The sequence below is a fragment of the Agrobacterium sp. CNPSo 2736 genome (genome assembly GCF_004005385.1).
In the GTDB taxonomy this organism is placed as follows: Bacteria; Pseudomonadota; Alphaproteobacteria; order Rhizobiales; family Rhizobiaceae; genus Agrobacterium; species Agrobacterium leguminum.
The window spans coordinates 25847-31846 of the sequence record NZ_RZTX01000026.1; the positions used below are offsets into that span (position 1 = coordinate 25847).

The following is a 6000-nucleotide window of genomic DNA, read 5'->3' on the forward strand; positions in this document are numbered from 1 at the left end:
GCATGCAGCCCATCTGATATGGTTGCGTCACAGGCGAGGATGCTGGACGCCATGAGACTTGCCCATATCAATTTAGTTGCCCGCAACGCGAAACTGCTCGCCGCATTCTACGTCAACGTCATGAAATGCGACGTTCTTCGCGAACCGAAGACGCTGTCCGGTGAAAAGGTCTCGCGAGGAAATGGGCTTTCCAACTCTGAAATTCTTACAATCTGGCTTAAGTTCCCGGAACTGGAATGGCCTTTTCTGGAAATTCACGAGCATAGGGTCCACCTTCATCGTGACCAGCCAAGGGTCAATGAACCCGGCTTCGGACACTTGGCATTCCAGATGGAAGATATTCGCGAAACACTTTCTAACATCATTGAAGCTGGAGGGGCGCAAATCGGAGAGATCACGGATTTTGGAACACCAGAGATGCCGTATCTGATCGCCTATGCACGGGACCCTGAGGGAAACGTGCTTGAGCTTGAGCAAAAACCCCTGGCCAATAGTGACACGTCTTTGTCGTGACAGAAATTGACCCTTGCCAACCACGCGAGCAGTAGCCGACATCCTGCGGGTCTATTGCCATCTAGCATCCTTCATTTGAAGGAAACAGCATTTTCCGGGTTCGGCGGGAAGGCTTCATTGTGGGGATCGAGCATGGCCAGGGGATTGAAGGCTGCCGAGAGTCTCCCGGTGACGCCAAAAGGATCGAGCACGTGAACCGGTTCGAATTTCTGGCGAGCACGCCCGGTGATCCTCGCATTCCCGCCTTTTGGATCGACGCAGATTACGGAGCGGTCGGCAGTCAACAAATTTGGGACGATAGTGCCGATACCTGTCACAAACGTGACAAGGATGAGGATGAAAACAAATCCGAGAAGCGGTTTCCATATCCGGAAGGGCATGGCAATCAAAGCCAGAAGTGCCCAAAGCGGATCACGCACGGCGGCTCGCATCATGTTTTTGACTGCGCCCCGGCAAGTCGCGATCGGTTCATGGAGCGTCCTGCGTGCCACTCTCTTCCGTGCCCGGCTGTGCTGGTCCGATCAGATCGTCAAACAGCGCCTTGTCATTGTCGCGTGTCAAAAAGCCTGGTAGTTCGCGACGCAGCCATGTACCGAGTTGTTTGCTGAACTCCTGATCATCCGAGGTCTGCAGGTGATGCAGAACGAGCGACCCGATCAGGACCTTGCGGCGCGTATCGTTGTTGCGCTCGGTTTTCGAGAGCCGGGCCTTGAGTGCAGACCGTTGCGCCTCCAGTTCAGCCAGGCGCTGTTCGATGGTTTTCCTTGCCACGATTATTCCTTTCGATTGCGGTCACACCGGAACTGCCGCTGTTGACCACGGCTTTGCTCCTGGAAGACAGACCAGTTTCTATGAGGAGATCGACATAGCGATTGTAAGAGGAGGTTGGGCCCTGTGGTTCACGACGCCACGGTGGCTGTTGCCTGAGCTCAAGGTTGTTGAGCCACCAGTGAATCTCAGTCGCTGGCGTTCGCGGCCTGTTCGAGCCTGGCGATATGTTCCTGGCAGACCGTGTTGACGAGATCATAGAGGATTGACGTTCTGGCAGTCAGCCAGGTCAGCGCTTCCTCGGTAATTTCATAATGGTCGGAGTAACGGGCTTTCACATAGGCTTCATTCAGCGTGTTGAACCACGACTGATACCGATGTTGATCCCGCGGCCAGGCCTCGGCAAGACGGATATCCTGCCCCTCAGCCAGCCCTCGTAAAAACTTCAGATTATGGCTCGCAGGGCTGTAGTTGGTGAGGGTCAAAAGCAGCGTGGAATAGGCCTGTTCTATGGATTGGTGCAGCATGAAAGCTGCGCTCTTTGCGTTGTGCTTCTGCAGAGCAAAGAGCGTGTGGTCTATAAAACTATCAACGACACCGAGCCGGCTGGCATAATGTCTTTTTGCCAGCTCATATGCCTGTTGCCCCGTAAGCGTTTTGGGCTCGGCGAGTTCTCTGTCATCAAGCTCGTAAAGCGCAATGCCATCCCGTCGGATATCGCTGAAGAAGTATTGCCCTTCCTGCAAGAAATTGCTGATCTCGCGAGCGCCATGGATAATGAGGCTCACGGGCGTCTCAATTTCCTTGTCCCACATCAGCCGGTCTGTCGCCTTGTCCCAGTATTTGGGATCGGCCAGTTCCTTGTTGCTGACGATGAGGAGAATATCGAAATCCGAGCGATAGCCTTTCGACGTATGCGGTTCATCCACCCAGGTGCCACGCGCGTAAGAACCGAACAGGATGATTTTAAAGATCCGCCCGTCCTTCTTGGCGTCAGACTTGGAGCGCTCGACCAGATCAGCAAACTCTTCCTGAATAATTCCGACGATGCGCGCGAGCTCACGTTGCTTTCGTTCCGGCAGGTGTTCAAGGCTGGTCTTCATGTTTGCTCCGTTTCTGGACGGTATCCTGTATGGGCCATTGTAAGGTTCTTTGAAACTCCGATTTTTGGTAGCCACCAATCGAATGCCTGTCTCCCGAACTATCCGCATGCGATCCTGGGTCAAACGGCTCTGATCTGAGCGGAGCGACCGATGCTGACGGGCACGATCACTGCACTGATCCCCCCGCTGCAACTGCGCCAGCGCGAACGACCCAGGCAAAATCTTCCGGCGCGTTTCCTGCGCCCGCTCCTGTTTGTCGAGCCGCACCTGCAATGGTTTCTTCCGCTCGTCCAGCTCCCTTGTCCCTTGTCCCCGATCAGTCGTGCGATCAGCCTGCGCATATCGCCCTCCCGTGATTGACGATTGTTTCCTTATTCAAACACGAGCAATCGCCACTTGGCGACTACTACTTTTAGTAGTCGAAATACCCGTTCTATGTTGCTAGCGTCGCCACCGGTAAACAGACAAGGGCGCACTTACGACTTGCACCGCAGTTGAGCCCTGAATTTCCCCGTTTGCGGATCGGAGATTTCGTTTGGCGATTTATCATCTCAGCACCAAACCTGTCTCGCGCTCATCCGGCCGCAGCGCTGTGGCATCTGCCGCCTATCGTTGCGCGGTTCTTCTGACCAATCACCGCGATGGTCTCGTGCATGATTTTACCCGGAAAGAGGGCGTGGAGCATATCGAGATCGTGCTGCCGGAAGGTCTTTCTGCCGATTGGGCTTTGGATCGTTCGGCTTTGTGGAACGCTGCCGAGTTTGCAGAAAAGCGCAAGGATGCCCGTGTTGCCCGCGAATTCGAAATCGCGCTCCCGCATGAGCTTTCGGCAGAGGGGCGACTGAAGGCTGCGCGCGCCTTTGCTCAGGATCTGGCAAATCGCTATGGCGCGGCCGTGGATTTTGCAATCCATTCGCCAAGTGAGCATGGTGACATCAGGAACTACCATGCGCATGTGCTGATGACGACGCGAGAGGTTCGCGAAGTCGGCCTTGGCGAGAAGATTCGTCTTGAGCACAAGAACGCAAGGCTGTTGGCAAACGGTATGGCGACGACCGACATGCAGCTTCGCGACATCAGGCAGGCGTGGGAAAGCATCGCCATCCGTCAGCTTCAACGCGAAGGCCTGGATATCCGCATCGATCATCGCTCACATGCGCAGCGCGGCCTCGAGTTGTCGCCGACCGAACATATGGGCGTGCATGCCTCGCAGATGGAACGGCAAGGAATGGCAGTCGAGCGCGGCCGGCTGGATGACAAGGCAGCACGGCAAAATGCCGCGCTGATCCGCCAAAAGCCGGAACAGGTTTTGTCGCTGATCAGCAATGAAAAGAGCGTGTTCGATCGGCACGACATTGCCAGGACCCTGCATCGCTATATCAACGATGACGCGCAGACATTCCAGAACGCCTTTGCCGCTGTTTTGGCGTCGCCAGCGCTTGTGGAACTCCAGGCTGAGCACATCGATCCTGAGACAGGCAACGTGTGCAATGCGCGCTATTCGACGCGAGAGATGATCGATCTGGAGCTCGCAATGGCGCGGTCGGCGAAGCGATTGCATCAGGCGCATTGCCATGGCGTCGATCCCCGCCATGTCGAGCGTGCAATGGAAAGGCAGGATCGCTCAATCCGGAAAAGCTCCGGCGGAATGGTGGCTGCGAGCGACCCTTCAGCGGGATTGTCGGACGAACAGCGTCATGCGATCGAGCATATCACAGGACCAGAACGTATCGCCGCCGTGGTCGGGTTCGCCGGCGCTGGAAAGTCCACCATGCTGGCAGCCGCTCGTGCGGCGTGGGAGGCTCAAGGCTATCAGGTCCATGGTGCGGCGCTGGCCGGAAAGGCTGCCGAGGGTCTTGAAGAAAGCTCTGGCATCCCGAGCCGCACCTTGGCGTCATGGACTTACAGTTGGGATCATGGTCGGGGCATGATCGGCAGCAGTGACGTGTTCGTCATCGACGAGGCCGGCATGGTCGGGAGTCGGCAGCTTGCCCGCTTCATCGGTGAAGCTGAAGCGCGCGGCGCAAAGATCGTTCTTGTTGGCGACCACGAGCAGCTGCAGGCAATCGGCGCTGGCGCCCCCTTCAGGGCGATTGCCGAGCAGATTGGCCATGTCGAACTTTCCGACATTCGCCGCCAGCGCCATGATTGGCAGAGACAGGCGTCGGTTGCCTTTGCGACCCACAAGACGGCCGAGGGCCTCGCCGCCTACCGGGATCACGGCGACATCCACTTTGCGGAAAGCCGCGACGCGGCAATTGCAGAGATCGTTCGTGATTATGTTGCCGATAGTGAGAAGCGTGCCGATGGCACCCGGATTGCCATGGCGCATCGCCGTGCCGATGTGCGCGCCCTCAATGCCGCCATCCGTTCCGAGCTTCAGAACCGACAAAGGCTGGAGCGCAGCTACGGGCCGAGCGCCGGTGGGGACCGTGGGGATGGTGAGGTTGTTGGAGAATGCACGTTCCAGACCAATAACGGCAAACGCGCCTTCGCCGCCGGTGACCGGATCATCTTCCTCGAAAACAACCGCGACCTCGCTGTGAAAAACGGCATGCTTGGCACGGTCGAGCATGTCGAAAAGGGCAAGATCATCGCCCGGCTCGATGGTCGAAGCGGCGATAGCGTCAGCATTCCCACGGACAGCTACCAGGCGATTGACCACGGCTATGCGACGACCATCCATAAAAACCAGGGCGCGACGGTCGATCGCGCCTTTGTGCTGGCGTCCCGCACCATGGACCGGCATCTGACCTATGTTGCCATGACCAGGCACCGCGACAGCGTGCAGCTCTATGCCGACAGCCAGGAGTTCACCAAGGCCGGCCGGCTGGTCGATCACGGCGCGGCTCCCTATGAGCATAATCGCCAGGCGCGAGAAAACTATTTTGTGACGCTGGAGAATGACTGGGGCGAACAGCGCACGGTGTGGGGCGTCGATCTCAAGCGGGCCATGCAGGAGGCATCGCCAAAGATCGGGGACAGGATTTCTCTCCAGCATGAAGGCGCCACGCCTGTCACGCTTCCGGACGGTACGCAGGTCCAGCGCAATGCGTGGCGTGTGGTCAAGGGTGACGAACTGGCCTACCAGCAGTTAGAAAACCGCCTGTCGCGTTCCGGCGCGAAGGAAACCACGCTGGATTACGTCAGGGACTTTGCCGAGCGGCGGGGCATCGCGGAGAAGCTCGGGGTCAGGAGCGAGATTGAACTTGCTTCCGCCCGGGATGAGCGCCAAGAGGTTTCGGCCCGTGCGGCCCATCCGGTGCGGGAGCAACAGGACCGGCCATCGGAACGTCAGCAGGTTTACGAGGAACGTGCCGGCGATCTGGCCGGCCCTGTTCGCCGCGAAAATCGTCGCAATGATCTCGTTCCGGATATTAATCACGATCAGCCGGATGGCCAGAGAGCGACGAGGCAAGATTATCGCCGCATCCGGTGGTCCGATCTCATGTCGCAAGACGGCGCCGCCCCTGCCCCGACAGAAGTCGTCGGCCAGCACTCGCCGCTGGAAGCCGGTAAGCCCGGTCCGCTGGTGCCAGCGATCATCCGATACGACCGCAGCATCGAACAAATAGCCCGGGAAAGGGCGATATCCGTGATCGATCAGAGGTTCGAT

Annotated in this window: 4 protein-coding genes and 1 pseudogene; 2 read left to right on the top strand and 3 right to left on the bottom strand. The window is 57.8% G+C overall.

Annotated elements, in window-relative coordinates:
• Positions 1-51 precede the first annotated feature (51 nt).
• Entirely contained in the window at positions 52-513 is a 462-nt protein-coding gene (locus EM858_RS25650) for a VOC family protein (protein ID WP_080821093.1), read from the top strand.
• Between the two features lie 122 nt (positions 514-635).
• Here the strand turns inward: EM858_RS25650 and EM858_RS25655 are convergent.
• From EM858_RS25655 to EM858_RS25665, 3 genes and pseudogenes are all read right to left on the bottom strand, one after another.
• Positions 636-947: pseudogene (locus EM858_RS25655) on the bottom strand (type IV secretory system conjugative DNA transfer family protein); the annotation flags it as partial.
• Positions 948-981: 34 nt separating this feature from the next.
• On the bottom strand, positions 982-1284 hold the full coding sequence (locus tag EM858_RS25660; protein WP_080820900.1) for a mobilization protein: 303 nt from the start codon (positions 1282-1284) through the stop codon (positions 982-984).
• Positions 1285-1469: 185 nt separating this feature from the next.
• Positions 1470-2384, bottom strand: a complete 915-nt coding sequence (locus tag EM858_RS25665) for a nucleotidyltransferase and HEPN domain-containing protein (RefSeq protein ID WP_080820899.1) — start codon at positions 2382-2384, stop codon at positions 1470-1472.
• A 535-nt stretch (positions 2385-2919) separates the two neighbouring features.
• Here EM858_RS25665 and traA point away from each other — a divergent pair.
• Positions 2920-6000: Ti-type conjugative transfer relaxase TraA (gene traA, locus EM858_RS25670; RefSeq protein ID WP_127758417.1), on the top strand; the 3081-nt coding region annotated here is incomplete at its 3' end.

What these genes read in the sequence shown, in the direction of transcription:
- EM858_RS25665 (WP_080820899.1), bottom strand. Translation starts at nt 2,384, where the DNA reads ATGAAGACCAGCCTTGAACACCTGCCGGAACGAAAGCAACGTGAGCTC.
- EM858_RS25650 (WP_080821093.1), top strand. Translation starts at nt 52, where the DNA reads ATGAGACTTGCCCATATCAATTTAGTTGCCCGCAACGCGAAACTGCTC.